The following is a 26,725-nucleotide window of genomic DNA, read 5'->3' on the forward strand; positions in this document are numbered from 1 at the left end:
CGGCGCAAACCACCGGTTCGTCAGAGTCCTGTTCGGGTGGGCAGCTTCGTCGGGACCGGTTCAGAGGCGTTTGTCTGGACCGGTTCGAGCGCCCCGCCCCTAACAGACGATGACTATTGCGCAGCCCTGACCGGCCGGGGCGGCCCGAGGATCGACCGCACCAGACCGATCTGTTCCGGCGGGCAGCACACATAGGAGCCGGGAGCATCGTCCAGCGGCCAGACGACAAGCCCCATGTCAGCATAGATCGGCAGGAACGTCTCGCCGACGCGCCAGAACACGGGCCAGCCGCCTTCCTGCAAGGCCAGATCGCGCAGACGCCAGATCACTGATGCGCTGTCGCCATCATCACCTGCCGGGTCGCCCAGCCCGACGATGAAGGTGCCCCGACGGCGGATCGGCAGACCGGCGGTTCCGGCTTCACCAGTGAGCAGCCCATGTACCACGCCGCCGGGCAGGCCGGGCAGCGCGTGATCGAGGCCGTAATACCATTCCGCATTCTTCTCGTTCCACGGTCGGACCACCACCCGTCCCGGCCGGGCCAGCCGTGCGATCACCAGCAGGGAAAGCATGCCCGCCACGGTCACGATCCAGCGGGCATGACTCCCTTCCGGCACGAAGAGTTGCCACCAGCTGTCCGTGGCCTCCCGGTGCGTGCCGATGAGCAGCGCGCACCCGATGAGCATGATGAGCGACATGATGGTGGAAAAGGACAGCGGCTCACTGAGGAGGCGCGCGTGACGGTAGTAGCAGCGCCGGAACGGGGCGATGAGGAAGGCCGAAAAGGCCAGCACGGCGGGAACCGGCAGGGCGTTGCCGCGCAGGAAGGTCACAGCCGCCGCCACGACCAGCAGGCCGAGCGTCGTGCCCCATGCCAGCGTGACGCGCTGCGAGAGGCCAATGGCCAGAGCGATCAGCGAGGCTCCGGCGAGAGTCAGGGCATAGCCGCTGACCTGCCGCGAGATGAACATGATGACCTTGGAGCCCGCATGCAGATGCACCGGGTTGAGCAGGGGCAGGACCATCAGCAATACGCCGCACAGGGCGACCGCACCGGTCGCGACGGCCACGGAGAAATCGGCCTCGCTCTCCCGCACGACCTGACTGGGCCGACGTTCTTTTGCCGATCCCTCTCCGGTGCAGGCATTCTTGCGGGCCAGCGCCGCGTCGCCGCGCAGGAACAGTTCATGGGCGGCGAACATGCCACCGGCGATGAACAGCGGGATGATGTAATAGAACAGACGGAAGACGAGGATGACACCAATGATCTGTGGCTTGGGCATGTACGGCCCGAGGGCGAGCAGCATGGCGCTGTCGAACACGCCGAGGCCACCCGGCACGCTGGCGATCAGTCCGGCCGTATAGGATGCGATGTAGATGGCGAGGAACGATCCGTAATCGATCATTCCCGACGGCAGCAGCACCCATGCGATGGCCGCTGTCGCTGCCATATCCGCAGCCGCGACGACGGTCTGCGCGATGGCCATGGGCACTGAAGGCAGCTCTATCGTCTTGCCGCGGAAAGTCACTTCCCGCCATTTCAGGCCCGCCAGAATATAGGCGAGAACGCCAAGCCAGAGCGCCACACCCACGCCCGCGATGACCGGGGCCGGAACGCGACCGCCCAGCCCCGGCACGGCTCCCGGTTCGAGCAGCAGCACGCTGCCGATCAGCACCGATGCGCCGAGCAGGTAGGTGGCCGAGCAGAAGGCGATGATGTGGGCGATGGCGAAGGGCGGCAGTCCCCAGTTGCGGTAGAGCCGGAACCGCACGGCCGCGCCAGACACGGCGGAGAAGCCGAGATTGTGGGACAGGACGTAGGAACAGAAAGCCGCAAAGGCGGTCTTGAGGAAGGACAGGTTTTTGTGCCCGACCTGAATCACGGCCAGCCGGTCGTAGAAGGACAGGATGAAGTAGGACAGCAGGGTGCAGCCCGCGCCCGCCAGAAGGGCTGTGTGGGGAATCCCGTCCAGAGCGTGGCGGATATCGGCCATGCTGAGCGACTGGACTTCGCGCCGGACCACGAGAATGGCGGCGATCATCAGCAGCAGTCCGATGACATGCGGCAGATGCTTCAGCCAGCGTTTCCAGCCTTTGCCCTGCGTGCCCTGCAAGGCGCGGACGGCCTGCGCTGCGGCCTCCACACGGGAGACCATGGCGTCTTCAGCCTCCGGAGAAAGCGGAGGCGGCTTTTCTCCCGGTATACGCGTCATTGGCATGGGCGCGCCCTCAGGCTTCCGCGCTCCGCACCAGTGCCGCTTCGATCAGCGCGATCGTGCCCCGCACGCCGTAAAGCGCGATGAACCCGCCGAAACGCGGCCCTTCGCTCTGACCAAGCAGCACTTCGTACAGGCAGGTGAACCAGCTTCGCAGCGGCTCGAATTCATGTTTCTTACCAACCTCGAAGACGAGATTCTGAAGCGATTCCGCCGAGACGTCCTCCCCTTCATAGAGCTTGAGCGACTCTGCCAGATCGACCAGCGCCGCATGTTCCTTTTCGTCCGGCAGCCGGTAGCTTTTCGCCGGACGCACGAAGTCCGCGTAAAACACGATGGCGCGCTCCACCAGCGTAGCCAGCATCGGATGCGTCTCGGGCGACACGTCCGGATCGTAGCGGCGAATGAAGCCCCACATCACTTCCGGCGTCTCGGCATTGGCGACGCTGGCGAGATTCAGCAGCATCCCGAAGGACAATGGGCTGCCTGCGTGCTCGGGAATATGGCCTGCGTGAAGGAACCATGCAGGATTGGCACAGAGGGCGAGACGATCCGCATCGAGCGTTTCGTCTGCCGCGCCGGTGGCCACGCGGGCCTGAAGCACCGCGGCTTTTTCGACATGGGAGAGATATTCGTCCGCCGCCTTGGGGATCACGTCGAAGAACAGCCGTTTCGCGCGCTGGGGCTGGTTGAACATATACTGCCCGAGGCTTTCGGGCGGGGCGTAACGCAGCCATTCCTCGACGGAGAGCCCGTTGCCTTTGGACTTGGAAATCTTCTGGCCATGCTCATCCAGGAACAGTTCGTAGGTCAGGCCCGCTGGCGGCGTGGAGCCGAGAATGCGGCAGATCCTGCTGGAGAGGCGAACGCTGTCGATCAGGTCCTTGCCGGACATTTCATAATCGACGCCGAGGGCATACCAGCGCATGGCCCAGTCGGCCTTCCACTGCATCTTGGCGCCGCCGCCGGTCACGGGCGTTTCGAAATGCTCGCCGTTTTCATCGGTCCAGAAGACGGTGCCTGCTACCGCATCGACCTTGTCGATATGAACCTGCATGACGTTGCCGGTCTTTGGGTGGATGGGCAGGACGGGGGAGTAGGTCGCGCGGCGTTCCTCGCCCAGCGTTGGCAAGATGACGGCGCAGATTTCGTCATGCACTTCGAGCACGCGCTTCAGGGCGGCGTCGAAACGGCCGCCGGTGTAATACTCCGTGGAAGAGGCGAATTCGTATTCGAAGCCAAATCCGTCGAGGAAGGACCGCAGGCGCGCATTGTTGTGGGCTGCGAAGGAATCATGCGTGCCGAAGGGATCGGGTACGCGGGTCAGCGGCTTGCCGATGAATTCCATCAGCATCTCGCGCTTCGGCACGTTGTCCGGCACTTTCCGCAACGCGTCCATATCATCGGAGAACGCGAGCAGGCGGGTGGGGCGACCCGTCAGGGCCATATAGGCCTGACGCACCCAACTGGTGCGGGCGACCTCGCCGAACGTGCCGATGTGCGGGAGGCCGGACGGACCGTATCCCGTTTCCAGCAAAGCCGGACCATCGCCGCCTTTTGCAGCGACGTGATCGGCGAGTTTCTGCGCTTCCTGAAAGGGCCACGCTTTGGGCGCTGCCCCGGTCGGCAGGAGGGAATGGCCGGCAGGATTTACGGTTCGGTCTGACATGAGGCCGGAAGCTAGGAACAGAGCAGCGTCTGGTCAATTCAAATCACGCGCCCGCGACGATACCACGAGGCTGTCACATTGCCTCACGCTGCGTTATGTAAAATGAATACTCCGTATTTTTTCAGTCAAAGACCGCTATTTCATGTTCCAGACCGGCCCAGCCCGCTCCCTTCTGCTCTCTTTCGGCCTCTCCGCCGTCCTGTGCGCCTCAAGCATCCTTTCGCCCGCCCGCGCGGAACCGGAAGCGGCCCCGGTGCCGAAGGTCGTCATGGATGCACATGGCATTCCGGACAGTTTCGCCGATCTGGCGGACCGCCTTCTTCCGGCGGTGGTCAATGTCTCGACCACCCAGACGCTGAAGGGCGATTCGGACGAAGATGATGAGGAGGGCGAGGAAGGCCCCCAGATTCCCGAATTCCCGCGCGGCTCGCCGTTCGAGAAATTTTTCCACGATTTCATGAACCGCCAGAACGCCCCCAACGCGCCGCCCCGCAAGATGCAGGCGCTCGGCTCCGGCTTCATCATCGACCCGACGGGTTACGTGGTGACCAACAACCACGTTATCCGCAAGGCAGACCGCATCACCGTTACATTGCAGGACAACACAGTCCTCACCGCCAAGGTGATCGGCCATGACGACCGCACCGATCTTGCCCTGCTGAAGGTCACTTCGGCGCATCCCCTCCCCTTCGTGTCTTTCGGAGACAGCGACACGGCCCGTGTCGGCAACTGGGTGCTGGCGATCGGCAATCCGTTCGGCCTGTCCGGCACGGTGACGGCAGGTATCGTCTCCTCACGCGGGCGCAATATCGAGCAGGGGCCGTATGATGACTTCATCCAGACCGATGCGCCCATAAACAAGGGCAACTCAGGCGGTCCGCTGTTCGACATGCATGGAGCAGTCATCGGGGTGAACACAGCGATCTATTCTCCTTCGGGCGGATCGGTGGGAATCGGCTTTTCCATTCCGGCCAACGAGGCGCGGGGCATCATCGAGCAGCTTCGCAAGACCGGGCATGTGTCGCGCGGATGGATTGGCGTGCGCATTCAGGACGTTTCGCAGGAAATCGCTGACGGGCTCGGGCTGAAACAGGCCAAAGGCGCCCTGATCGCGGGTGTGGACGACAAGGGGCCTGCCGCAGCGGCGAAGCTTGCGACGGGCGACGTGATACAGGGGCTGAACGGCAAGCCCATCGAGGGGCGCTCATTGCCCCGCCTCATCGCCGATCTGCCTGTCGGGTCACAGGCGACGCTATCCGTCTGGCGTCATGGAAAGACGATGGATCTGCCCATCACCATCGGTGCGCTGCCGGAGCCGAAGGAAGCGGCGGCATCCGATCAGGGGCAGAAGAAAGAAACCAAACCCTCCGACAAGTCCGTGGATCTTGGAGGATTCGGCTTCAGGGCAGGCACCATTACGGATGAACTGCGACGCAAATTCCGCCTGTCCGACGACCAGAAAGGCGTCGTCATCACCGATGTCACCGATGGTGGTCCGGCGGCGGAACGCGGGCTGAAGCCTGGCGATGTCATCACCGAGATCCAGCAGGTGCCGGTCAGCACGGCCGCCGATTTGCGCAAGGGCATTGACGCCGCGAAAAAAGCCCAGAAACACTCGGTTCTGCTGCTGGTTCGCGACATGGACGGCCTGCGCTGGGTTCCATTCCCTCTGGACGCCACCCACTGAGATGTGGTCTGGCGAAAAGACGAGGAGTCAGGTGATGTTTTTCTCTCGACAATCGCCGGGCCTGAGCCGGGCGGCGCATCCTGCGGGCCTTCCGGCCCCGGACGGGATGGGCAAGAAGCAGGTGGAGCTCTGAATGGCTGAAGTACGTCTGACCATGCGGATCGACGTGGACGGCCACCCGGCGCTGGGACACGGCAAGATCCGCCTTCTCGAACATGTGGGCGAGACCGGTTCCATTTCCGCGGCCGGGCGGGCGATGGGCATGTCCTATCGGCGTGCGTGGTTGCTGATCGACTCGCTGAACAACCAGTTTCGCAATCCGGTCGTGGCGACGAAGCCCGGCGGTGGTGGCGGTGCGCAGCTCACCGAGATGGGCCGCACGGTCATCCGGTGTTACCGCGACGCCGAGCGTGACGCTGGGATTGGCGCGAAAACGCCTCTGGCGGAGCTGGGCACTCTTGTGAAGCGCCCTCAAAAAGCCCCATCGCAGTGACAGACAGTGACAATACGCCCACCACACTGAACAGAGCCGGGAGAATAAAAAGCGTGTCTTCATCAGTCTTCCGTCGCGACCTTCTTCGCGCGGGAAGTGGCGCCGCACTGGCTGCCCTCACGGCCGATCTGTTCAGCACGTCGGCCCATGCGGCGGACGCTCCCGCAGTGACGGCTCCCACACCGTTCGATAACAGTACGGTTCCGCAGATCGCCCGCCGTCTGGCCTCCCGTGCCTACAGCGCCCCGGACCAGTCGCTGCCTAAGGCCATCTCGAGTCTGAATTTCGACCAGTTCCGGTCCATTGAATACCGCGCCGATCAGGCTCTGTGGCATAGCCAGAACCTTGCGTTCGACGTGGAGTTCTTCCCGCGCGGCTTCCTGTATCCGCAGCGTATCGAAATGTATGAAGTGGTGGACGGTAAGTCCGCTCCTGTTCCCTACAATCCCGACATGTTCAGCTATGGCGACCCCATGCTGCGGGTGACGGACGATCTCGGCTTCGCCGGGCTGCGTCTGCGCTATGCCATCAACACGCCGGGCGTGATGGAAGAATGCGCCGTGTTCCTTGGCGCTTCCTATTTCCGCGCCGTCGCCAAAGGGCAGAATTACGGCCTGTCGGCACGCGGTTTCGCCGACGGGACCGGTGATCCGAAGGGCGAGGAATTCGCCATCTTCCGCTCTTTCTGGCTGGAAAAACCTCAGCCGGGAGTCGATTCGGTGGTGATTCACGCGCTGCTGGACAGCCCCTCCGTCACAGGCGCGTTCCGCTTCACCATCCGTCCCGGCGAGACGACCATCTTTGACGTGCAGTCGAGTTTCTTCCCGCGCGTGAAGATGGATCAGGCTGGAATCGCCGCGCTCACCGGCATGTTCTATTTCGACGCCAACGACCGCAATCATGTGGATGACTGGCGTCCTGCTGCGCATGACAGTGAGGCGCTCCAGATCTGGACCGGGTCCGATCAGGAGCTTTACCGCCCGTTGCGCAATCCGCTCGACCTCCAGTTCTCGGCTTTCAGCGACATCTCTCCGCGTGGATTCGGCCTGATGCAGCGTCGGCGCGCCTTCCATGATTTCGAGGATCTCGCCCTCAATTATGAGAAGCGCCCGTCCCTGTGGATTGAACCGATCGGCGACTGGGGCGGTGGCTCCGTCGATCTGGTGGAGATCCCGACGCCGAACGAGGTCAACGACAACATCGTGTCGTTCTGGCGTCCGAAGGAGCCGCTTCAGGCGGGTCATGAATACAGCTACACCTACCGGATGTACTGGGGATGGGATGTGCCGTTCCCCACGCAACTGGCCCGTGTCAGCGCCACCCGGGTTGGGGCGGTGACGGACCATAAGGAAGGTCGCTTCTTCGCCATCGACTTCACGGGTGGCCCGGTGGCCAACACCAAGCCGGACGCGCGCTTCCATCTTGTTCCGCAGACATCTGCGGGCACGATCAAGAACGTGGTGGTTGAGCCGAATCCCAACACCAACGGCTGGCGCACGACGTTCGAATTCTATCCCGCCGATACGAAGCTGGCGGAAATGAGTGTCGTCCTCGCCAGCGACACCGGACCGGTTTCAGAACAATGGATGTATCGTTGGACACCGTGACGCCCGCGCCCGACCTTTCTACAACCGGGTTTCACGCCCTTCCGCGGGAAGCGCCACTGCGGATGGAGGTGCAGAATCTCCATGCCGCCCCTGATCTTCATGGCCGGGAAGGCCGTTCCCCGACGGAGCCGCCGTTTGTCACATTGCGGCGGCTGGCGGTCATTGGCTCGGCACTCGCGCTGACGGCCTATGGCGCCTATCAGACGCATCTTGTGCTCGACGCCAACGGGTTTTCCGTGCTCGGCGTCATCATGGAGGTGCTTTTCGTCCTGCTGTTCACATGGATCGCACTGGCCTTCACCTCCTCGGTGGCGGGTTTCTGGTCCCTGATGACAAAAGGTGGTCTCGGACTGGGCATTCATGCCGACGGACCGCTTCCTGCGCTGAATACCCGGGTCGCGCTGCTGATGCCGACCTACAACGAAGATCCGCACCGCGTGATGGCGGGCCTGAGGGCCATCCACGAAAGCCTTCTGGAAACCGGCCGCACAGGCGCGTTCGACATTTTCATCTTGTCTGACACCACCAATCCCGATGTGTGGGTGACCGAGGAAGCGGCCTTTCTCGCTCTGCGTCGCGACATTGGTGACCGTCAGGCCGTCTTCTACCGCCGCCGCGCGAAGAACATCGAGCGCAAGGCGGGCAATGTGGGCGAGTGGGTCCGTCGCTTCGGCGCGGCCTATCCGCTGATGGTCACGCTTGATGCGGATTCCGTGATGGACGGCGGCACTCTTGTGCGCATCGCCGCCGCCATGGAGCGCAACCGGGAAGTCGGCCTGATCCAGACGCTGCCGATCATTGCGGGTGGCACCACTCTGTTTGCCCGCATGCAGCAGTTCGCCGGGCGCGTTTATGGTCCGCTGATCGCCCACGGCATTGCGTGGTGGCATGGCGCGGCGAGCAATTACTGGGGCCATAATGCGGTCATCCGCACGGCTGCTTTCGCTGAACAGGCTGGACTGCCGCACCTGCCGGGGCGCAAGCCGTTTGGCGGTCACATTCTCAGCCATGACTTTGTGGAAGCGGCGCTGATGCGGCGTGGTGGCTGGGCCGTTCACATGGTGCCGGCCCTGCTCGGTTCCTATGAGGAAAGCCCGCCCTCCCTGACCGATGTGGCCATTCGCGACCGCCGCTGGTGTCAGGGCAATCTCCAGCATTACAAAGTGGTGCCGACAAAAGGTCTGCACTGGCTGAGCCGGATGCATATGCTGGTGGGTATCGGGGCCTATGTCACCTCGCCGCTGTGGCTGATCTTCCTCCTGGTCGGTATTCTCATCTCGCTACAGGCGCGTTTTGTCCGTCCCGAGTATTTCGGTGACACCAAGACGCTCTATCCGCACTGGCCTCAGGTCGATCCGGTTCGCGCGAAATATGTGTTCATCGCCACGATGGCGATCCTGCTGGCGCCGAAACTGTTTGCCTACATCGCCCTGCTGTTCAACCGGGTGACGCTGAAGGGCTGCGGTGGTGCGATCCGGACGGCGCTCTCGATTCTGGTCGAGACCTTCATCGGTGGCCTCATCGCCCCGATTGCCATGCTGATCCAGACGAGCGGCGTGATCTCCATTCTCAGCGGGCAGGATTCGGGCTGGAATGCCCAGCGCCGCGACGATGGTCGGATTCCGCTGGGCATCATCGTGCGTGGCTACTGGCGCTATACGCTGTTCGGCATCATCCTCGGCACAGCGGCGTGGGCCGTGTCCTTCTCGCTGTTTCTGTGGATGACGCCTGTCCTGCTGGGACTGGTTCTCGCCATTCCCCTGGCGGCCCTCACGGCAAGCCGCGAGACCGGTCAGACCCTACGTCGGCTTGGGCTGCTGCTCGTGCCGGAAGAAACCCAGACACCGGATGTTCTGCTGAAGGCCTCCGCTGCGATCCTGCGTCCGGGCCCGGATCTGCCGGAGGAGGCGATGGCGGCTCTTCGCGCAGATGCGACCCTGCTGGCTGCTCACCGGGCGATGCTGCCTCCGCCACGCAAGGCCGGCGAGCCGATCGACCCGGAGCGGCTTGTCGGACTGCTGAAACTGAAGGAAGCCCGTTCACTGGGAGAGGCTGAAGCGGCGCTTTCACCAAAAGAGAAAGCCGCGGCTCTGGGTGATGCGTCCGGACTCGATCGGCTCATCGCCCTGCCCCGGTAAGCGACCACGCGGCATCACACCCCACAGAGGCACCGATGCCCCTCTTCACAACCCCGTTATCCGAGGAAAAAACTCCCCTCGGATAACGGGGTTTTTTGTGACCTCACGCCCGCGATCCGTCCAGTCAGCCACCTTGATGGGGGATCAGAAAACTCTGTCACTTCAATGATCTGCATCATGTGAGACCATCCATTCAGGTCTTGCATGATCGTCATGCCGCAAGATGCGAATGCAAGTCATTTCTTATATCACCTTGAAAAATAAAGGATTTTTCTTGCGCAATCACAAAATGCCGGTGTAAGAAACCTCCCATATTCCGAATTTGAAAGAAGATGAGGCACCCATGGCCATCAAAGACCCGAAGGTTCTCGAGCACCTGAACATCCAGCTCACCAATGAGCTGACAGCCATCAATCAGTATTTCCTTCATGCACGCACGCTGAACCACTGGGGCGTGACCCTGCTGGGCAAGAAGGAATACGAGGAATCCATCGAGGAAATGCGTCACGCCGACTGGCTGATCGAGCGCATCCTGTATCTTGGCGGCCTGCCGAACGTGCAGCGCTACAACACCATTCTCATCGGCCAGAGCGTCAAGGAAATCCTTGAATGCGACCTGAAGCTGGAAGAGAAGGCGCTGGATGATCTGCGCGACGGCATCGCTTATTGCGAGAGCGTCCGCGACTATGTTTCGCGTGATCTGCTGCTCAAGATCCTCGACAACGAGGAAGAGCATGAAGATTTCATCGATCGTCAGTTCGACCTGATCAAACAGGTCGGGATCGAGCGTTACATCCTGCTGAACTCCGCTCCCGCCAACGAAGGCTGAGCTCCGGACCACAGCACGGAACCGTAAGGGGGGAGACCGGATGGTCTCCCCTTTTTCGTATCGCACCGCTGCTGTCAGGCCGGAACGCCAATACCTCCGGGAACCGGCCAGAGCACCTGCGCCAGCCCCATGTCGTGTCCGCGCCAGCGCGACATGGTCGCCAGAGAAGCGGCGGCGACCGGTCTCACGCTGCGGGTTTCCGCACGGTTTCGTCTGGTCTCCCGGATTGGGTCGGGAATGGCCTGCGATTCGGCCAGACGGTCGACACGTACGCAGGTGCGGCTCAACAGCCAGTAACCTGCCGAGGCGAGACAGGCGGCGAGCTGGACCGTCACAGCCGCAAAAGACGACACGACATGGTGCTGGACAAAAACCCGGTGCAGGGTGGCCCGCATCTGCTTCTCATCCCCTGACTGCGCCAGCGCCGTCGCATCCAGCAGCAGCAGTTCGGTCAGGCTGACGGCGTCGCATCCGCGCGTTCGTACGTCGAGAAGTTGCACGCCCATGCCCGCGCACCGGTCGAGCGCGTGCCGGAAGGAGTCTCCCAGCGCATCGAGGTCTTTGCGGAAAAACAGGCCACCCAGCGTTCCCGTCCCCAGACGGCAGCATGGTCGTCCCGGTCCGGCGAAATACCGGATCATCCATACAGCCGCCCGTTCGTCGCCGGACAGATCAGCAAGAGCATCGGAAATCACGGTCATGGCACCCTTCGGACCGTAAGGCCCGCCCCCTGTGGTGATTGACCTCAATCTAATTAAGAACGATTATTAATTGCAATACAAAACTGCCTGAAAGCCGAAAAAATTTTCAGAGCACGCTTTTATCGCTCATCCTCAGGCGCCATCGGCAGGTTCGGAACACCGTGTCGTCCGGGGCGCATCACCCAGGGCCGGTCGCCCGACCACTGGCGGTCAGACAGGACATGCACACCAGAGGACGTCATCCACACGGCGAACGCGCCCTCCCGCCACACGGCGAATCGATCGACCGTCGGCACCGTACGGCAGGAGGTCCGGGCGGGACTGACCGTCATGAACAGGTCCATCCCGGAGCAGATCGTATCGGGAATCACTGTTTCCCCGTCGCTTCGGTCCTCGACCCGCAGCAGCACCGAACGGCCATTACGGGTAAGAACACAAACACCCGGCGCGCCATCCTCGCCGCAGGCCAGATCTCCGCTCGGCGTTTCCCCGCCATCGCCGGGCGTGTCAGCAATCGGACGGGCGAAAGCCTGCTCAAGAGACCGGCGCTCGAACCAGGCATCCCGCGACTTGCCTGTCATCAGCAGGTTGCCGCCTTCCCGAATCGCCACCACACCGCCGTCGGGAGCGATGACCGCATCCGGCAGGGTGTGACAGAAGGGCGATGCAAAGCCGATCAGCATGGGGAGTATCCCGACCAGTCGCCAGCGACGGCTCCACAGGCACAGCCAGCACAGGCCGAACAGAAACAGCGCCAGCCCCCATCCGGGCGTCATCGGCACGGCGATGCGCGCGGCTGGCCAGCCAGCGACGGTGCGGGCGAGCCAGACGATGGCATGCACCCCCTCGCCCATTGCGAACAGCGCCGGATATTCCAGATGCAACGGCATCAGCAGCATGGCGAGCAATCCCGCCGGCATGACCCAGAGCGCCGTCAGCGGCACGGCGACCAGATTCGCCACCACGAAAAACGGCTGGATCTCACCGAAATGCGCCATGGAGACAGGGAGCGTCGCCAGTCCGGCGAGCAGGCTGGTCAGCGCCAGCATCGTCACATGCACGACGAATCGCCGCCAGATCTGACCTTCCCCGTGCAGTTTCAGCAACGGTCCGCGCAGGATTTCGTATCCGGCGATAAGGGCCATGACGGCCGCGAACGACATCTGGAACGGCACGTCCAGCAGCACGGATGGTCCGGTGAACAGCAACGCGGCAGCAGCCACGGCCAGACCGCGCATGGACGCGGCGTTGCGTCCCGTCACCAGCGCCAGCACCACGAGGCACGCCATCATCAGACTGCGCAGCGCGGGCAGGTGCATTCCCGTCATGGTCACATAGAGCACGCCGCCAACCAGACCACATACGGCGGCGATTTCCTTGCAGGGCCAGCGGAGGGCCATCCACTCCACGCTGGTGAGCCCGTAACGGGCCACCGTCACCACAAGCCCCATGACGATGCCCAGATGCAGCCCGGCGACGGCCAGAAGGTGAGCCAGTCCGGAGGCCGCGAATGCTTCACGGTCGGTAGCGGGGATGGCGCTGGAGATCCCCGCAAGCAGGGTGGATGCCATTGCGCCGTCCACACCGGGCAGTACCGCCCTGATCCGGGACGAGACGGCTTCCCGCAAGCGTTCAAGGGTGGACAGGGAAAGCCTGTTGCCTTCCTCCCCGACACGAGAGACGAATCCCAGCGCCCTGCCTGTTCCGGCCTCTCCCCTGAACCATGCTTCCCGCTGGAGATCGCGCGTGCCGGGCATGACCGGGAAGGACGGGGCTTCCAGCAAGGCGCGGAGACGCAACTCATCACCGGGTCCGATGAGCAGGGCGTCATCGTCCTTCAGCCGGACCCGGAGTGTGCGCCTGAGCGGGGGCATGCCCTCATCGAGCCATGTCTCGAAACGCACACCGGCCAGTGTCACGCGCCTGCCCATGGTCGCATCATCCGAGCGGGCGGGCAGCACATCCACGGCCTGCACGCGGCCGGTCAGGATCACGGCCCGACGCGGGAGTTCCGGCATGGGCGGGGCGCGGTGGGTTTCGCTCCATGCCGCAAGAAAGCCGAGCGCGACGCACAGAAGGGCGCTTCCGGTCAGCCGTCCGCCAAGCCTGTGCCAGCCGAACACCAGAACGGGCAGCGAGATCAGAGCTAGGGCAAGGGCTGCCCATGGCAGAGGTTCATGATGAAGCTGGAAATAGACGAGGACGCCGACTGCGACTGCCACAGGCAGCCACAGCGGCAGTCGGTGCCGTTCTTCGAGGAGAAGCGTCTGAAGACGACTCAACCCGCCTCCTCCTCAGGCAACAAGCCGATCCGTGGACCGGTTTGTTACACAGGTCTGTTGCAAACGGCCCGGAAGCCGCGATTGTCAGACGGAAAGAGGACGGCCTTCGGACGCGCCGAAAAACACATAATGCAGGAACAGGTCGCCATCATATCCGGCGAGGTCCGGGTTGACCGCAAGATATGCCTTGGCGTCGAAGATGGCATTGGGCTTGCGGCCTTCGCGAAAGCCTGTCGTGCGGTAATGGGTGGCGGCATCGACGCCAGCGTCCGCGACATCGGGATAGGATGTCCGATACCAATCGGAATCAAAATACAGGGCCTCACAGATAGGGTCAGCCTTGACCCGAACCGGAGCAACCTCCACCTCTTCAACTGCGAAAAGCGTCGTATCCTGCTCGGCCCGCTTCTTGGCAGAAACGGGCTTCCTGCGTGCTGGCGTGGTTTTCGGTGCCGCTTGCCGTGTTTTTGCCTGACTCATCGATTTGCTCACACTGGCTCGTGCCACGCCTGCTTCTCCCTCTTTGCCGACACCAGCCGTCGGCATATTTCGTCGCAGAGATTAACAATACGGACAGGAATGACAATGCAACGTGACACAAGAAAGACGTTAAAAACGCTGACAAAGCCACTTCAGTTCCCCTGTTCTTAATTTTCCGGAGTTCTTTTCCTGTTGGCCAAACGTCCCCTCACCCGTTTCGTGTGTCAGTCCTGCGGCGCGGTGTATCCAAAATGGTCCGGCAAATGCGAGGCCTGCGGCGAGTGGAACTCCATCGTCCAGGAGACAGTCGAGCCGACGGCCTCCCGCGCCAGCCGCTCGAAACACCGGCTCACCTTCACCGGTCTCGAAGGCAGCGCCGCCCCGCCACCACGCATCACCACGAAGATCGAGGAACTGGACCGGGTGCTCGGTGGCGGGCTCGTGCCTGCGTCGGTCGTGCTTGTCGGTGGCGATCCGGGCATCGGCAAATCCACGCTGCTACTCCAGATGGCCTGTCGGCTGGCCACGACGGGGCAACGCGTCGCCTATATCTCCGGCGAAGAATCGGTGGAGCAGATCCGGATGCGGGCGCGGCGGCTCGAACTCACCGCGCCGAGCCTTGAGCTTGCGGCCTCGATCAATGTTTCGGACATCGCCGCCACTCTGGAAACGGATACGCCACCGGGTCTCGTCATCATCGATTCCATCCAGACGATGTGGCTCGACACCATCGAAAGTGCGCCCGGCTCCGTGGCGCAGGTCCGCGCCTGTGCGTTCGAACTGATCCGGCTGGCCAAGAAGCGCGGATTCGCGCTGGTTCTGGTGGGACATGTCACCAAGGAAGGTGGTCTCGCCGGACCGCGCGTGATGGAGCACATGGTCGATGCGGTGATGTATTTCGAGGGTGATCGCGGGCACCAGTTCCGCATCCTGCGCGCCGCCAAGAACCGTTTCGGTGCGACCGACGAAATCGGGGTCTTCGCAATGACCGATCATGGTCTGGTGGAGGTGCCGAATCCTTCCGCGCTGTTCCTTGCCGAACGGCACGGCAACATCGCCGGTTCCGCCGTTTTCGCCGGGCTTGAAGGCACGCGGCCGGTGCTGCTGGAAGTGCAGGCGCTCCTCTCACCCAAAGGAGGCGACGGCAGCCCGCGCCGTGCCGTCGTCGGGTGGGATTCGGGGCGGCTGTCCATGCTGCTGGCCGTACTCGAAGCCCGATGTCGGCTCAAGCTGTCAGCCATGGATGTTTATCTGAACTTTGCCGGTGGTCTGCGCGTCAGCGAGCCTGCTGCCGATCTCGCCGCCGCCGCCGCCATCATCTCCGCCGCCACGGGGCATCCCAACAGCGCGGGGTCGGTGTTTTTCGGGGAAATCGGTCTGTCAGGCGAGATCAGGCAGGTGCCACAGGCCGATCTGCGGCTGCGGGAAGCCCAGAAACTCGGCTTCACCACGGCCATTCTGCCGCGTCGGGTGTCGCGCGACGCGGCACGGGCCAAGCCACCACCGGGGCTCGACCTGCACGAACTGGGTCATCTCTCCAGTCTTGTGAGCGCTCTGGGCGTCAAGGAAAAGGACGCTGACGAGAAGAATAAGGCTTAGGGAGGCGGAACCTCGTCCGAGCGCCGCATGTCAGCGCGATCGGCCGGGGTTTCGATCCCGGTCTTGTCCGGCAGCCCGATGACCCGGACATAAATGCGGGTGGAAGGCACGCCTGCATTCATCAGGACCGCGCGCACGGCGAGACCACGACTGAGAGACATCCGACGCGGCCGGGACGGATCATTCGGCACACCGCTCGCGGTCACGTCGACGAGGCCGCGAATGTCGGGGTGTTCCAGAAGCATCTTCCCAAAGGCCAGAACGGCGTTCTTCGTTTCCGGATTCAGTTGCGCCGAGTCCGCCGCGAACGTGATGCGCAGACCACCGACGATGGGCCGCACTTCGCCCACGGCGTCCTTCACCGCCGGTGGATCGGCCGGCATGGGGAAGGGATGCACTTCGACGGGAATGGGCGGCGGCGTCAGCACCGGCAATGGCGGCGGTGCGGCCGGGATCGTCGGCGGTGGCGGTGGAGATGACGAAGACGCGGCTGCCGGTTTCGTGGCGGCAGGCGTTGAGGTGGCCGTAGAGGCAGCAGGTTTTTCGGAAGCGGTGGCGTGTCTGTCCGTCTGGGACACCGGAGCCGTGCCTGAGCGGGCACGGGTTGGTGACCGCTTATGATCGCCCTCATTCGTGTGGGCGTCCGGCTTCGCGGATGCCGGAGTTCCCAGCGCGTTCAGGGCGGCGGTATCCGTCGTCACCTGCGCCTGTCCGCTTTCCAGTCCGAGAGCGGCGACCAGTCCGGCTGTCGCCACCGCCGCCATCAGTCTGCCGACATGCGGACGGTGAAAACCTTTCTGCGGACCATTCATGGAGAGAACCTCAGGGCTGCGCGTTCGAGATGCTAAATCCCTCGAACGACGCCTCCACGCAACCGGGGATCATCATGGCCGTCCGGAAAAGCGTGCTGGACGGGCGACGGTTTGTCACGCCTCGACGAGGCTGTCCGCCACGATCTGACGCAGCTTGCCGTGCATATGGCTGTTACCAGCCACGATCAGCACGTCATCGGGCAGGTCGTTGAGTTCGACCCCCGCCGGGTCGGTGCAGTACCCACCGGCCTCACGCACCAGAAGGGCGCCAGCAGCGCAGTCCCACGGCTTGATACCGAATTCCCAGTATCCCTCGTACCGGCCTGCCGCTACCCATGCCAGATCGAGCGCAGCGGCGCCGAAACGGCGGATACCGGCCACCTGTGGCATGAGTGCACCCATCACTTTCGCAAACGGCAGGCGACGCTTCGGTGACACCTTGGCGAACGGGATACCGGTGGCGAAGAGCGATTCCAGCATGTCGCGACGGGCTGACACGCGGATACGACGGTCGTTCAGATAAGCGCCCACGCCCTTCTCGGCCCAGAACATCTCACCAGCGGCCGGGTTATAGACCACGGCAGCAGTCAGTTCGATGGAACCATCCGGCAGGCGACGCTGAAGACCGATGGAAATGGCCCAGTGCGGGATACCGTGCAGGAAGTTGGTCGTGCCATCCAGCGGATCGACCACCCAGCGCCAGGTCCAGTTTTCGCCGCCCGACTCGCCACTTTCCTCCATCAGGAAAGCATAACCGGGACGTGTCCGTTCCAGTTCTTCCTTCAGGGTGCGCTCGGCACGGAGATCGGCCTGCGACACGAAGTCACCCGGTCCCTTGATGCTGACCTGAAGCTGCTCGACTTCGTTGAAGTCACGCAGAAGACGCTTCGCTGCCTTTTCGGCAGCGGCCTGCATCACGGTCATTACGGGAGAAAGACGCATCGCCACGACATTGGATCCTGTGGAAAATCGGAAACGGAAATCGCCGGACCGGAAAGGGGCCGGGGAACGATCAGTATCGGACGCGAGTCCTCAGGACTTCGCACGCTCCACGTAGCTGGCGTCATCGGTGCGGACAACGATACGCTCGCCGGCTTCGATGAACGGCGGCACCATGGTCTTGACACCATTGGACAGCTTCGCAGGCTTGTAGGACGAACTGGCCGTCTGACCTTTCACGACCGGATCAGCCTCGATAATCTCGAGCGTCACCTGCGGCGGCAGGGTCACGGCAACCGGGTCACCTTCGACGAGGTTCAGGCTCAGCACCATATTGTCCTGCAGGAACGGTGCCTGATCGCCCAGCAACTCGACGGGGATCATGAACTGCTCGAACGTCTCCGGGTCCATCAGGACAAGCGTTTCGCCGTCGGTATAGGAATAATTATATTCCTTGTCCTCGGTGATCAGGCGCTCGACCGTATCGGCAGTACGCCACCGTTCGTTGGTCTTGTTGCCCGTCTTCAGGTCACGCATTTCGACCTGAATGAACGCGCCACCCTTGCCCGGCGTGATGATCTGCTGCTTGAGAACCGTCCAGCGACGTCCATCATGCTCAATGACCTGGCCCGCGCGGATCAGGTTTGCCTGCTGTTTCATAACTTATCCCTGAAGAAGGAAACACTGGGGATCAAAGGCGGGCTTCTACCGCCCGAAAGGCCGAAGAGCAAGATCGGACGGCGGTCGAGAGCAGCGGAGCCGCTCTGCGCGCACCAACAGGTGAGCGGAAGCTGGATCTGCTTCCGTGCTCACATCCGCACAAACTGAAAAGGAAAACGTTCATTAGACGGTCCGCCAGAAACGATGACGGAAAAATATCGGGCAGGCGGGATTCGAACCCACGACCCCCAGTCCCCCAGACTGATGCGCTACCAGGCTGCGCTACTGCCCGTCAGTAATGAACGCGCACTCTCTAGCAGGCTTGTTCACCCTCGACAAGAGACGTTCTTGCCGTCAGTTGCCGAGGGGAGCGTCAACGGGAGTCAGTTCGAGACGAGCACGGCTTTCACCGCTTCCAAACGTTCCAGAACATGTTCGAGACTCGCGCGCATGACGGCATTTTCTTCATCTGTCCGTTCATCGCGCACCGTCACAGTGACAATTTCAGGTTCCGGAAACGATGTGGAAACATTTTCCGTCACGGACTCGATGATTGTCGGCACTTCCGGGGGATCGGATGCTTCGTCAGCAACAGACATCCCGCTGCCGCTCACTTCCTCTTCCAGCCCTTCCGCTCCTTTTTCCCGGAGCACGCGCTGCACACCCTTAATGGTATAGCCCTTGACGTAGAGCAGTGTCGCGATCCGGCGCAGCAGATCGACATCTTCCGGACGGTAATACCGTCGGCCTCCGCCTCTCTTCAGAGGGCGGACCTGATCGAAGCGCGTTTCCCAGAAACGGAGGACGTGCTGCGGAACTTTCAGTTCGTCCGCGACCTCGCTGATCGTGCGAAAAGCCAGCGGTCCTTTCCGGTTGCGGAAGTCCGCTTCCGATTCCGCTGCGTCATCCAGGCCGTTTGCTTCGGTCTCACCGCTCATTCGGACAGGCTTTCGGTGGAGTCATCATTAGCCCGTCCCCGGAGAATCTGACTGGGGCGGAACGAGATCACGGAACGCGGGAGAATGGGAATTTCGACGCCGGTCTTGGGATTACGCCCGCTCCGGCGGCCTTTGCGGCGCACCATGAACGTGCCGAAACCGCTGATTTTCACGGACTCGCCGGATTCAAGCGCGGCCGCCATCGTTTCAAGGACGGCTTCCAGCAATGCCACGGACTCACTCCGGGACAGGCCTACCTGCGTATAGATCTGTTCTGCCAGACTGGCGCGCGTCACTGTGCTCATAATGACAGGGTAACATGCTGATGCGGCCCGTCAATTCATCCTGCACCGTCGAGTCGCGCTGCGGATGGCGTTTAGAGACGGACGAGCGCCGATCCCCATGTCAGGCCGCCGCCCAGCGCTTCCATCAGCACAAGGTCACCCTGTTTGATCCGCCCGTCCCGCACCGCTTCATCAAGCGCCAGCGGAATGGATGCCGCAGAGGTATTCGCATGGCGATCCACCGTGACGACAACCCGTTCCATCGGCAGTTGCAGCTTGCGGGCGACGCCTTCGATGATACGGATGTTCGCCTGATGCGGAACCAGCCAAGAGACGTCATTGTAAGACAGCCCCGCCGACTGGAGAGCCTCATCGACGGCAGAGGTCAGCTTACCCACGGCATGGCGGAAAACTTCGCGGCCGTTCATCCGTAAATGACCGCTCTGTTCGGGCAGGCCGATGGCCCCGTCGATATAAAGGATGTCGCCGGTTGCACCATCTGCGTGGAGGTGAGTCGCCAGAATACCCCGTTCGCCCGGATCGTCGCTGGCGCGGATGACAACCGCACCGGCCCCGTCACCAAACAGGACGGCTGTACCCCGGTCGGACCAGTCGAGAATGCGGGAATAGACCTCGCTCCCGATCACGACGACGCATTTGGCGTTGCCGGCCCGGATAAAGGCGTCGGCGGAAGAAAGCGCATAGATGAAGCCACTACAGGCGGCGGCGACATCGAAACCGAATCCATTCGGTATGCCCAGATCGTGCAGCACCCGCACGGCTGTGGCCGGAAAAACCTGATCAGGGGTGGAGGTGGCCACGATCACCGCATCCACCTCAAGAGGATCGATGCCCGCGAAATCCAGTGCCCGCTGCGCAGCCCGGGACGCCATGGAGACAGCCGTCTCGCCATCGCCGACAATGTGACGCTGCCGGATGCCTGTGCGACCACGAATCCATTCATCGGAGGTCTCAAGGCGCTCCGAGAGTTCGTCGTTGGTCACAATCCGTTCGGGCAGATAGCTGCCAAAGCCAACCAGCATGGAACGTATTGTCATCCGACACACCTTCTGGAGGCAGGGGACATGACACCCACTCTGTCTCCGGTCACAGAAACTAGATTAGAATTACGCCGACGCACCGAAAAACGGCTGGTCAGGCTACGGACTGGCGTTCACCCTCGGCGTTGATCCGACTTCCCGTCAGGGACGTCATGTGCGTCAGCCGATCACGAATACCTTCATTGAAATGGTGCGTGACCATGTCCATCGCCACATCGACAGCAGAGGCGAAACCCTCGGCATCCGTCCCGCCGTGAGACTTCACCACCACACCATTGAGGCCCACGAACACCGCGCCATTATAGCGCCGCGGGTCCAGCCAGTCCTTCATCCGCTCAAGGGCGGGACGAACCAGAAGATACGCCAGACGTCCGGCGAGACTGCTGCTGAACACCTGACGGAACAGGCCGGAAGCCATTTTCATGGTTCCCTCGCCCGTCTTGAGCGCCACATTGCCAGTGAAGCCGTCCGTCACCACCACGTCGGTGGTTCCGGCCGTGATGTCGTGCCCCTCAACGAATCCATGGAACTGATTCGAAAGCGGGCTTTCACGCAGCACTTCGGCCGCCTGCCTCAGCTTTTCGTCGCCCTTCAGCTCCTCCGCCCCGACATTCAGAAGTCCGATGCTGGGAGAAGGAAGACCGAGAACTGCCTTGGCGAACGCTTCACCCATGACGGCGAACTCGACAAGGTTACGCCAGTCGCAGGCGACATTGGCCCCCAGATCGAGCATGACGACATCGCCCTTCATACTCGGACTGATGGCGGCCATGGCCGGGCGGGAAATCCCCGGAAGCGTCTTGATGACGATCTTGGCAAGCGCAAGCATGGCACCGCTGTTGCCAGCCGAGACAACGCCTGTCGCCTCACCTTCGGCAACGGCGTTCATCACCAGCCTCAACGACGAATCACGCACACGAAGCGCCGTTGTGGGCTTCATGTCCATGCTGATGGCCGACGGCGCATGACGCACCGTGCAGATCGCCGCAGCCTTGGGATGCTTGGCCAGAAGAGGCCGTAGCCGCTTCTCGTCGCCCACAAGCAGAATCCGGGCACCGGGATGTCGGTCAGCCGCCAGGGCAAGCCCGGCAACAACCGTCTCGGGGCCACCGTCGCCCCCCATGGCGTCAACCGCCAGGGAGAACGACTCGGACTGCTCACCGCACAGCTCGTCAGAACGCTCCATCCTGTTCATGAGGATGAGCCATCCATCACGAACGCATGAAGCGTCGCCATATCTGGGATGCCACTCGTCAAACCACAGACACCGTTATCAGGCGCGAACAGCGACCTTCAGGGCCTTCCCGGCCGCGATCACTTCACGACCGTCATAGTGGCCGCAGTGGCTGCATACGTGATGCGGACGCTTCAGCTCTCCGCAGTTCCCACACTCGGCGTGCGCTTCGACGCGCAGCGCCTGATGGCTGCGACGCATGCCACGACGGGAAGGTGAGGTTTTTCTTTTAGGTACAGCCATGGGTCCAAGCCCCTCCGAAATGACGACATCCCGGAACCGCCGGATTAAGGACGGAACCTGGACACAAAAACTACAATTGAGCGCGGGCCTCTAACAGACCATAGCCACTTCCGCAAGGACTGAGGCGGAAGTGTTTACCCTGCGTCTGACGTATTCGCGCTATTTTCCGCCCCCCCGAAGCCGCGCCAATGCCGCGAACGGATTGGTTTTTTCCTCTGCGGCCGCCTCGTCTTCGAGCAGATCCACGTCGCTTTCGGTCAGGACACCTGCCGGACGCGCCACGCCCGGACGACGGGGATAGGGATCCAGGATCAGTGAGAGCTGCTCGACAGTCGCCTCACCCAGATCGATTGAGTCACCGGCATAGGGGATTTCATCGATTTCATCCAGCTCCCCCACAGGATCAAGGGCCTTGTTTTCCTCAAAACGCGCTTCCGGCACGAATCGGATGGTGAACCGCTCTCCGATTACATCCTCAAACACATCGAGTGTCAGGGCGCAGAGCTGGCTGAGTTTCGCCGTCAGCGCTCCCCGCGCCAGAACGGTATGACCGACTTCCGAATGCAACTCGTAACGGCAGGTCAGACTCGCCACGCCCGGAATCTGCAATCGAGTAGCGATGCGGGCGCATTCCGCTTCGGTCGCCGTGAAGAGTATCTCCCTGGGGGCATCCGCAGATGCTTCACGCAGCGTCCTGACGAGCATGGGCCGGGAGAACTCGGGCATTCCGGAAGGGGACATGATGACGCTCCTTATCCTGACAAAAAGACCTGTGACGACGACACCACATTGACAGAAAACACTCTATCGGGCACCCGCTGCTTGTGCTTTAACAAAACAGTCGTTGCAGAATGTTGCGGCTCATTCTTTCCGGAGAGACCAGACCCGCGTCATGTCAAAACGTGAGACACCTGTCCGGACCGGTTTGACTGCCACCGTCGCGAAGCGCGGCAGGCAGGCGTTTTTGGCCGTAGGCCTGACCAGCGGCCTGTTTTTTCTCTCCGGCTGCTCAATATTCGAGAACGCGCCCATGCCGCGCGGCTCTCTGGTTGAGGCGGATGATTATAACCAGCTCAAGCCCGGCGTGAGCAATCGTGCGGATGCGCTTGATCTGCTGGGTTCACCGACTGCTAAAGCAACGTTCGACGACAACACATGGATTTACGTCTCCATGATGACGGCGCCGACACCGGCCAACTTTCCGCATGTCACCAAACAGCAGGTGGTGGTCCTGAATTTCGATCAGGGCGGCACGCTGAAGTCCCTCAGGACACTGGGCATGCACGATGCCAAGCATCCGGGCATGGTTGGCGATACGACGCCGACACCGGGCACCAAGATCAACATCATTCAGGAAATCATGGGCAATGTCGGGCGTTACAACCCGATGCAGGGCATGATGAACAACAGCTCCTTCGGTGGCGGCAGTTCGAGTTCTGGCATGATGGGCGGCATGAACAGTGGTCCGGGCCATGGAGGCTCGGGCAACTCCCTGCCCTGATCGTCTGACGACACCAGCAGGCTCAGACGCCCCTCTACAATTTCATGACGACAGTTGGCGATCGCCTGACACGGCAATATCCGTCAGGTTATCTTGCCCTATGAGCATCGCCCCACCGGTGAATGCTTTCGCAATCTATATATGAGCGCTGTTCGATAGTCTCTCTGCACCGATGAGCAGCGCGGGCGGCACGAACAGCGGTGGGTAAGTGTCTCGTTTCATGTGCCCGATGATCAGAGCACCTTAATCCCAAAAAAACACTTAGCGTCCTTCAGGCCCCATCGGGCGGGAGGCTCATGTATTCACTGTGGCACCCGGGCTGAGAATACCCTTCACCCCATATCTTCAGACACAAAAAAACCGGCTCCCCCTCAGGAAGCCGGTTTCCAGTCCGCCAGGAGCGGGCAAAGGCGATTTAGAAGCCTTCGCGCTCGAGACGCTTGCGCTCCATCTTGCGCGCACGACGCACAGCTTCGGCAGCCTCGCGGGCGCGACGCTCGGACGGCTTCTCATAATGACGGCGGAGCTTCATCTCACGGAAAAGCCCTTCCCGCTGCATCTTCTTCTTGAGTGCTTTGAGAGCCTGATCGACATTGTTGTCGCGAACGAGAACCTGCACTGGCTAGTCTTCTCCCGAAAAAATCTGCTGACCTTCGTCATGCCGATTCATGAGTTTGATGAGGGTAAGCGCGACTCCATACGGATCCACGCATCCAAGTTGCGCGCTGCTTATCACAGGCGAACTGCAAAAGACAAATCCAATTCGCAGGCGCGTTCTTCCTGTGAGAAGGAGAGTTATTGTATCGAACGGATGAAGGAAATCAGATCATGACTTTGCTGAAGATCGCCAGAATGGGCCACCCTGCCCTTCTCAGCGTTGCACAACCGGTTGAAGATCTGTCTGATCCCGCACTCCAGACCCTGATCGACGACATGATAGACACCATGCACGATTCCGGTGGAGTGGGACTGGCGGCCCCACAAGTTCATGTTTCAAAAAGAATTTTTGTCTATCATGTGCCTCCTTCCAGACAGGAAGAAGGCGAAGAGGCACCTGCTGATGTGCAGGTTCTGATCAATCCCGTCATCACGCCTGCCAGCGCGGATAAAATTCTCAGGATGGAAGGGTGCCTGTCCATTCCGGGGATGCGCGGCTGGGTTCCCCGTTATACGCAGGTCAGATATGTAGGCACTGACCGAAACGGGCACCCCGTTTCCGGCTTCGCACAAGGATTCCACGCAAACGTGATCCAGCACGAGGCCGATCATCTCGATGGCATTCTCTATCCGATGCGGATGACAGACCTCGGTCTGATGGGCTTTGATGCCGAAGCAAACCGGTTCCTGACGCCGGACAAGATCGCGGGATACACAGTATAATGTTTGGCAATGCCAGAATTCTCCAGTTCATCGCCGGGGCCGGATACGGTCTCATGCAAACCGTCACGCCACCACAACTGGAACGTACGGCCGAGCGCGACGCGGCGCTCCGGGCGCTGGCCGGTCTTGCGGGCGAGAAAGGCTGGACGATCGCAACTCTTCGGGAGGCCGCAGGCGCGGACGCCGACCTGCTTTTTCCGGGGGGACGAGTCGAACTGATCGAAGCCTGGGCGGATCTTGTGGATCGGGACATGATCGAGCGTGTTCGCTTCGCAATCGACGAAGGGGACTGTCCGCGCCTCAGCCAGCGCGTGCGCCGCGCCATCCTCGAACGACTGGAACTGCTCCAGCCCTATCGGAATGCCGAACGCCGTGCCTCCACACTTGTTCTGTCTCCCTGTTCCAGAGGCGTCTCCGGCCGGATTCTGGGACGAACCGTCAACGCCATCTGGCTCGCGGCGGAAGACACGTCCGGCGGCGTGACCTGGGCCACCAAGAGGCTCAGCCTGACGAGTATATATATTCCCACCTTCCTCGCGTGGCTGGGAGGCGCTGATCGTCGTGTGGTGGAGCAGGTTCTGGACAACGGTCTGGCCAGCGCGCGCCGGATCGGGGAACTGAAGCGCCGTGTTTTCCGCACGCAGGCTCAGGCCACGCAAGCCGCGTGAACGGTTTCCGGGACACGCGCAGGAGCGGCGAACCCGTAGCGGGGGACGGCCTGCTGTTCCTGCGCGAGCAGCAGATCCGACTCGCTCAGGAACTCATGGTACTGGCGTGGCTGGATCTCGGGCAGGCCATCGCGCCGGTACTGGAAGAACTGCATCTGGGTGCAGCGCAATACCGGGCCCTGCAAATGCTGGCCTTCCGTCCAGGCCTGAAGGTAGGCGAACTACAGGCCGTGCTCGGTGTCACCAAGCAGAGTCTGGCCCGGACCCTGACGGAACTTCAGGAACGCGCACTGGTAAGTGCGGAACAGGGGCGTCAGGACCGCAGGCAGCGGTTCCTTTTCCTGACCCCGCACGGACGCGACATTGAGAGGCGCTTGTTTTCAGTGCAGCGCGAGCAGATGGTGACAGCATACCGTTCCGCCGGCAGCAGTGCCGTGCAGGGGTTTCGTCAGGTTCTGCAGGGAATGTTATCGGAGCGCAGTCGCGTCTTTCTGACCCGTGAGGACGGAGTGGCGAAGGAGACAGCAAAGGGAGGAAGGCGGGATGGTCAGTGAGGCGATGCACGACGGCGTGGAAGAAGGCGAGCGGGCATCAACGGTTCGGGAAGATGGGTCCGGTGCCCATGTGCTGGTGGTGGATGACGATCCGCGCCTGAGAAGACTGTTACACCGCTACCTGATCGAAAACCATTTTCGCGTGACCAGTGCGGCCTCCGCGATCGAGGCCCGTCAGGCGCTTGGCTTCATGCTGCCCGACGCTGTCGTGCTGGATGTCACGATGCCCGGTGAAAACGGTCTGGAACTCACGCGCTCCCTGCGGCGCGAGGGACTCGACATCCCCATCCTGCTGCTGACGGCGCGCGGAGAGCCGGAAGACCGCATCACCGGCCTGGAAGCCGGCGCAGACGATTATCTCGGCAAGCCGTTCGAACCGCGTGAACTGCTGTTGCGCCTGAAGGCCCATCTGCGCCGCCTCACCCCCCCTGCCCCATCGGACAATCTGCGGGTGGTGCGGCTTGGTGCCCTCGAATTTGACCCGAATCGTGGCATCCTGACGGGTGACGATGGAATCGTACATCTGACTGGGGGCGAAGCGGCTCTGCTCAGCGTTCTGTCCCGCAATCCCAACGAGGTGCTGTCACGCGAAGATATCGCGGCGGCACTGGACATGGCCGAAATCGGTGAACGGGCCGTGGATGTGCAGGTCACGCGCCTGCGGCGGCGGATTGAGATCGACCCACGTGAACCCCGTTACCTGCATACGATCCGTGGCAAAGGATATGTCCTGAAGCCGGGAATCTAGGT

At 62.0% G+C, this 26,725-nt stretch carries 25 protein-coding genes, 1 tRNA gene and 1 pseudogene; 11 read left to right on the forward strand and 16 right to left on the reverse strand.

Features of this window, described 5'->3' with window-relative positions; all coding sequences use genetic code 11:
• Nucleotides 1–113: 113 nt before the first annotated feature.
• Nucleotides 114–2,156, reverse strand: coding sequence for a lysylphosphatidylglycerol synthase domain-containing protein (locus GOB81_RS13995; protein ID WP_408736936.1), 2,043 nt, complete (start codon nucleotides 2,154–2,156; stop codon nucleotides 114–116).
• 73 nt (nucleotides 2,157–2,229) lie between these two features.
• Nucleotides 2,230–3,885 (reverse strand): lysine--tRNA ligase, encoded by a 1,656-nt coding sequence (locus GOB81_RS14000; protein ID WP_173571051.1) that lies wholly within the window; start codon nucleotides 3,883–3,885, stop codon nucleotides 2,230–2,232.
• A gap of 142 nt (nucleotides 3,886–4,027) precedes the next feature.
• Between GOB81_RS14000 and GOB81_RS14005 the strand changes: the two genes are divergently transcribed.
• From GOB81_RS14005 to bfr, 5 genes are all read left to right on the forward strand, one after another.
• Nucleotides 4,028–5,572 (forward strand): DegQ family serine endoprotease, encoded by a 1,545-nt coding sequence (locus tag GOB81_RS14005; RefSeq protein WP_173571052.1) that lies wholly within the window; start codon nucleotides 4,028–4,030, stop codon nucleotides 5,570–5,572.
• A 133-nt stretch (nucleotides 5,573–5,705) separates the two neighbouring features.
• Nucleotides 5,706–6,065, forward strand: coding sequence for a winged helix-turn-helix domain-containing protein (locus GOB81_RS14010; RefSeq protein WP_173571053.1), 360 nt, complete (start codon nucleotides 5,706–5,708; stop codon nucleotides 6,063–6,065).
• Between the two features lie 53 nt (nucleotides 6,066–6,118).
• A complete protein-coding gene (locus tag GOB81_RS14015) occupies nucleotides 6,119–7,672 on the forward strand; it encodes a glucan biosynthesis protein (RefSeq protein WP_173571054.1) in 1,554 nt (517 codons plus the stop codon).
• Nucleotides 7,648–9,810, forward strand: coding sequence for a glucans biosynthesis glucosyltransferase MdoH (mdoH, locus tag GOB81_RS14020; RefSeq protein WP_173571055.1), 2,163 nt, complete (start codon nucleotides 7,648–7,650; stop codon nucleotides 9,808–9,810). Before GOB81_RS14015 ends, mdoH begins: the two co-directional genes overlap by 25 nt.
• Nucleotides 9,811–10,153: 343 nt before the next feature.
• Nucleotides 10,154–10,639, forward strand: coding sequence for a bacterioferritin (gene bfr, locus GOB81_RS14025; protein ID WP_173571056.1), 486 nt, complete (start codon nucleotides 10,154–10,156; stop codon nucleotides 10,637–10,639).
• 74 nt (nucleotides 10,640–10,713) lie between these two features.
• Here the strand turns inward: bfr and GOB81_RS14030 are convergent, their stop codons facing one another.
• From GOB81_RS14030 to GOB81_RS14040, 3 genes are all read right to left on the reverse strand, one after another.
• Nucleotides 10,714–11,340 (reverse strand): hypothetical protein, encoded by a 627-nt coding sequence (locus GOB81_RS14030; protein ID WP_173571057.1) that lies wholly within the window; start codon nucleotides 11,338–11,340, stop codon nucleotides 10,714–10,716.
• A gap of 119 nt (nucleotides 11,341–11,459) precedes the next feature.
• Nucleotides 11,460–13,622 (reverse strand): ComEC/Rec2 family competence protein, encoded by a 2,163-nt coding sequence (locus tag GOB81_RS14035; RefSeq protein WP_173571058.1) that lies wholly within the window; start codon nucleotides 13,620–13,622, stop codon nucleotides 11,460–11,462.
• Nucleotides 13,623–13,706: 84 nt separating this feature from the next.
• Nucleotides 13,707–14,129, reverse strand: coding sequence for a hypothetical protein (locus tag GOB81_RS14040; protein WP_173571059.1), 423 nt, complete (start codon nucleotides 14,127–14,129; stop codon nucleotides 13,707–13,709).
• Nucleotides 14,130–14,294: 165 nt separating this feature from the next.
• Here GOB81_RS14040 and radA point away from each other — a divergent pair, with 165 nt between their 5' ends.
• A complete protein-coding gene (radA, locus tag GOB81_RS14045; RefSeq protein ID WP_173571060.1) occupies nucleotides 14,295–15,701 on the forward strand; it encodes a DNA repair protein RadA in 1,407 nt (468 codons plus the stop codon).
• Here radA and GOB81_RS14050 read toward each other — a convergent pair.
• From GOB81_RS14050 to GOB81_RS14095, 10 genes and pseudogenes are all read right to left on the reverse strand, one after another.
• A complete protein-coding gene (locus tag GOB81_RS14050) occupies nucleotides 15,698–16,513 on the reverse strand; it encodes an OmpA family protein (RefSeq protein ID WP_173571061.1) in 816 nt (271 codons plus the stop codon). The two genes, radA and GOB81_RS14050, sit on opposite strands and share 4 nt — an antisense overlap.
• A 114-nt stretch (nucleotides 16,514–16,627) precedes the next feature.
• A complete protein-coding gene (locus tag GOB81_RS14055; protein ID WP_173571076.1) occupies nucleotides 16,628–17,455 on the reverse strand; it encodes an inositol monophosphatase family protein in 828 nt (275 codons plus the stop codon).
• 90 nt (nucleotides 17,456–17,545) lie between these two features.
• Nucleotides 17,546–18,112, reverse strand: coding sequence for an elongation factor P (gene efp, locus GOB81_RS14060; protein WP_173571062.1), 567 nt, complete (start codon nucleotides 18,110–18,112; stop codon nucleotides 17,546–17,548).
• A 218-nt stretch (nucleotides 18,113–18,330) separates the two neighbouring features.
• A tRNA-Pro gene (locus GOB81_RS14065) sits at nucleotides 18,331–18,404 on the reverse strand.
• 351 nt (nucleotides 18,405–18,755) lie between these two features.
• Nucleotides 18,756–19,050 (reverse strand): annotated as a pseudogene (locus tag GOB81_RS18090) (MerR family transcriptional regulator); the annotation flags it as partial.
• Nucleotides 19,047–19,355, reverse strand: coding sequence for an integration host factor subunit alpha (locus tag GOB81_RS14075; RefSeq protein WP_173571064.1), 309 nt, complete (start codon nucleotides 19,353–19,355; stop codon nucleotides 19,047–19,049). The pseudogene GOB81_RS18090 and the gene GOB81_RS14075, both read right to left, overlap by 4 nt.
• 71 nt (nucleotides 19,356–19,426) lie before the next feature.
• Nucleotides 19,427–20,392, reverse strand: a complete 966-nt coding sequence (locus tag GOB81_RS14080; protein ID WP_173571065.1) for a beta-ketoacyl-ACP synthase III — start codon at nucleotides 20,390–20,392, stop codon at nucleotides 19,427–19,429.
• Between the two features lie 97 nt (nucleotides 20,393–20,489).
• Nucleotides 20,490–21,590: a phosphate acyltransferase PlsX gene (plsX, locus tag GOB81_RS14085; protein WP_173571066.1), complete on the reverse strand. Its 1,101-nt coding sequence runs from the start codon at nucleotides 21,588–21,590 to the stop codon at nucleotides 20,490–20,492.
• 78 nt (nucleotides 21,591–21,668) lie between these two features.
• Nucleotides 21,669–21,872 carry a 50S ribosomal protein L32 gene (gene rpmF / locus GOB81_RS14090; RefSeq protein ID WP_173571067.1) on the reverse strand — a complete coding sequence of 68 codons (204 nt, stop codon included), beginning with the start codon at nucleotides 21,870–21,872 and terminating at the stop codon, nucleotides 21,669–21,671.
• 159 nt (nucleotides 21,873–22,031) lie between these two features.
• Nucleotides 22,032–22,613, reverse strand: coding sequence for a YceD family protein (locus GOB81_RS14095; protein WP_173571068.1), 582 nt, complete (start codon nucleotides 22,611–22,613; stop codon nucleotides 22,032–22,034).
• Nucleotides 22,614–22,836: 223 nt separating this feature from the next.
• Here GOB81_RS14095 and GOB81_RS14100 point away from each other — a divergent pair, with 223 nt between their 5' ends.
• Nucleotides 22,837–23,373 carry an outer membrane protein assembly factor BamE gene (locus GOB81_RS14100; protein WP_242010298.1) on the forward strand — a complete coding sequence of 179 codons (537 nt, stop codon included), beginning with the start codon at nucleotides 22,837–22,839 and terminating at the stop codon, nucleotides 23,371–23,373.
• A 415-nt stretch (nucleotides 23,374–23,788) separates the two neighbouring features.
• Here the strand turns inward: GOB81_RS14100 and rpsU are convergent, their stop codons facing one another.
• A complete protein-coding gene (rpsU, locus tag GOB81_RS14105) occupies nucleotides 23,789–23,992 on the reverse strand; it encodes a 30S ribosomal protein S21 (RefSeq protein ID WP_146887076.1) in 204 nt (67 codons plus the stop codon).
• A 209-nt stretch (nucleotides 23,993–24,201) separates the two neighbouring features.
• Between rpsU and def the strand changes: the two genes are divergently transcribed.
• The 4 genes from def to GOB81_RS14125 are packed head-to-tail and all read left to right on the forward strand — an operon-like array spanning nucleotide 24,202 to nucleotide 26,723.
• The gene (gene def, locus GOB81_RS14110; protein ID WP_173571070.1) at nucleotides 24,202–24,753 is read left to right on the forward strand and encodes a peptide deformylase; all 552 of its coding nucleotides are present in this window, start codon (nucleotides 24,202–24,204) and stop codon (nucleotides 24,751–24,753) included.
• Entirely contained in the window at nucleotides 24,753–25,421 is a 669-nt protein-coding gene (locus GOB81_RS14115) for a ubiquinone biosynthesis protein COQ9 (RefSeq protein ID WP_173571071.1), read from the forward strand. The genes def and GOB81_RS14115 overlap by 1 nt, the downstream gene beginning before the upstream one ends.
• Nucleotides 25,418–25,975, forward strand: coding sequence for a MarR family winged helix-turn-helix transcriptional regulator (locus GOB81_RS14120; RefSeq protein ID WP_338421372.1), 558 nt, complete (start codon nucleotides 25,418–25,420; stop codon nucleotides 25,973–25,975). Before GOB81_RS14115 ends, GOB81_RS14120 begins: the two co-directional genes overlap by 4 nt.
• Nucleotides 25,976–25,979: 4 nt before the next feature.
• The gene (locus tag GOB81_RS14125; RefSeq protein ID WP_173571078.1) at nucleotides 25,980–26,723 is read left to right on the forward strand and encodes a response regulator; all 744 of its coding nucleotides are present in this window, start codon (nucleotides 25,980–25,982) and stop codon (nucleotides 26,721–26,723) included.
• Nucleotides 26,724–26,725 lie beyond the last annotated feature (2 nt).

Origin of the sequence: Acetobacter conturbans (assembly GCF_011516755.1) — a bacterium.
Classification (GTDB): Bacteria; Pseudomonadota; Alphaproteobacteria; order Acetobacterales; family Acetobacteraceae; genus Acetobacter; species Acetobacter conturbans.

Bases quoted from the DNA above. Each gene is read 5' to 3' on its own strand.
- GOB81_RS13995 (WP_408736936.1), bottom strand. From the start codon at position 2,156: ATGGTCTCCCGTGTGGAGGCCGCAGCGCAGGCCGTCCGCGCCTTGCAG.
- mdoH (WP_173571055.1), top strand. From the start codon at position 7,648: ATGGATGTATCGTTGGACACCGTGACGCCCGCGCCCGACCTTTCTACA.
- GOB81_RS14080 (WP_173571065.1), bottom strand. From the start codon at position 20,392: ATGACAATACGTTCCATGCTGGTTGGCTTTGGCAGCTATCTGCCCGAA.
- GOB81_RS14030 (WP_173571057.1), bottom strand. From the start codon at position 11,340: ATGACCGTGATTTCCGATGCTCTTGCTGATCTGTCCGGCGACGAACGG.
- def (WP_173571070.1), top strand. From the start codon at position 24,202: ATGACTTTGCTGAAGATCGCCAGAATGGGCCACCCTGCCCTTCTCAGC.
- plsX (WP_173571066.1), bottom strand. From the start codon at position 21,590: ATGAACAGGATGGAGCGTTCTGACGAGCTGTGCGGTGAGCAGTCCGAG.
- GOB81_RS14055 (WP_173571076.1), bottom strand. From the start codon at position 17,455: ATGCGTCTTTCTCCCGTAATGACCGTGATGCAGGCCGCTGCCGAAAAG.
- GOB81_RS14075 (WP_173571064.1), bottom strand. From the start codon at position 19,355: ATGAGCACAGTGACGCGCGCCAGTCTGGCAGAACAGATCTATACGCAG.
- bfr (WP_173571056.1), top strand. From the start codon at position 10,154: ATGGCCATCAAAGACCCGAAGGTTCTCGAGCACCTGAACATCCAGCTC.
- rpmF (WP_173571067.1), bottom strand. From the start codon at position 21,872: ATGGCTGTACCTAAAAGAAAAACCTCACCTTCCCGTCGTGGCATGCGT.
- GOB81_RS14115 (WP_173571071.1), top strand. From the start codon at position 24,753: ATGTTTGGCAATGCCAGAATTCTCCAGTTCATCGCCGGGGCCGGATAC.
- GOB81_RS14125 (WP_173571078.1), top strand. From the start codon at position 25,980: ATGCACGACGGCGTGGAAGAAGGCGAGCGGGCATCAACGGTTCGGGAA.
- GOB81_RS14095 (WP_173571068.1), bottom strand. From the start codon at position 22,613: ATGTCCCCTTCCGGAATGCCCGAGTTCTCCCGGCCCATGCTCGTCAGG.
- GOB81_RS14050 (WP_173571061.1), bottom strand. From the start codon at position 16,513: ATGAATGGTCCGCAGAAAGGTTTTCACCGTCCGCATGTCGGCAGACTG.
- efp (WP_173571062.1), bottom strand. From the start codon at position 18,112: ATGAAACAGCAGGCAAACCTGATCCGCGCGGGCCAGGTCATTGAGCAT.
- GOB81_RS14000 (WP_173571051.1), bottom strand. From the start codon at position 3,885: ATGTCAGACCGAACCGTAAATCCTGCCGGCCATTCCCTCCTGCCGACC.
- GOB81_RS14010 (WP_173571053.1), top strand. From the start codon at position 5,706: ATGGCTGAAGTACGTCTGACCATGCGGATCGACGTGGACGGCCACCCG.
- GOB81_RS14005 (WP_173571052.1), top strand. From the start codon at position 4,028: ATGTTCCAGACCGGCCCAGCCCGCTCCCTTCTGCTCTCTTTCGGCCTC.